The sequence below is a fragment of the Pseudomonas sp. 51_B genome, from assembly GCF_017491595.1.
Classification (GTDB): domain Bacteria; phylum Pseudomonadota; class Gammaproteobacteria; order Pseudomonadales; family Pseudomonadaceae; genus Aquipseudomonas; species Aquipseudomonas promysalinigenes.
In genome coordinates, this window is the sequence record NZ_JAFGYW010000438.1 from 1 (window position 1) to 439 (window position 439).

Consider the following 439-nt stretch of genomic DNA (forward strand, 5'->3'; position numbering starts at 1 on the left):
ACGTCCCACACGATCCGGTCGTCCGGCGTATTGAACACGTAATGCAGCGCGATCGTCAGCTCGACCGTGCCGAGATTGGACGACAAATGGCCGCCCGTCTTCGACACGCTGTCGAGGACGAACGCGCGCAGCTCGTCGGCGAGCGGCTGCAGTTGGCGACGATCGAGACGGCGCAGGTCCGCCGGATCGTCGATGGTTTTCAGCAAGTCGTACATCGTCGTTCCATTGTCGGAAAACAAACGCGCCCGCACTTCTTGCGCGCCCACCCGTGGCGTGGGCGCGGCGGCGGGCTTTCGCGTCAGCTGACCCGGTTCACCACCAGGTCCGCCAGTTCGGCCAGGCGCTGCGCGCGCGCGCCGAACGGCTCGAGCGCGGCGGGCGCATCGGCGCGCAATTGCGCGGCAAGCGCGCGCGACGCGTCGAGACCGATGATCGACAC

The 439-nt window shown here is 67.7% G+C and carries 1 protein-coding gene; it reads right to left on the reverse strand.

Annotated elements, in window-relative coordinates; genetic code table 11:
• Window positions 1-215 (reverse strand): 1-deoxy-D-xylulose-5-phosphate synthase N-terminal domain-containing protein (locus J5M56_RS25620; protein ID WP_279381852.1); only part of this gene is annotated, 215 nt, incomplete at its 3' end.
• Window positions 216-439 lie beyond the last annotated feature (224 nt).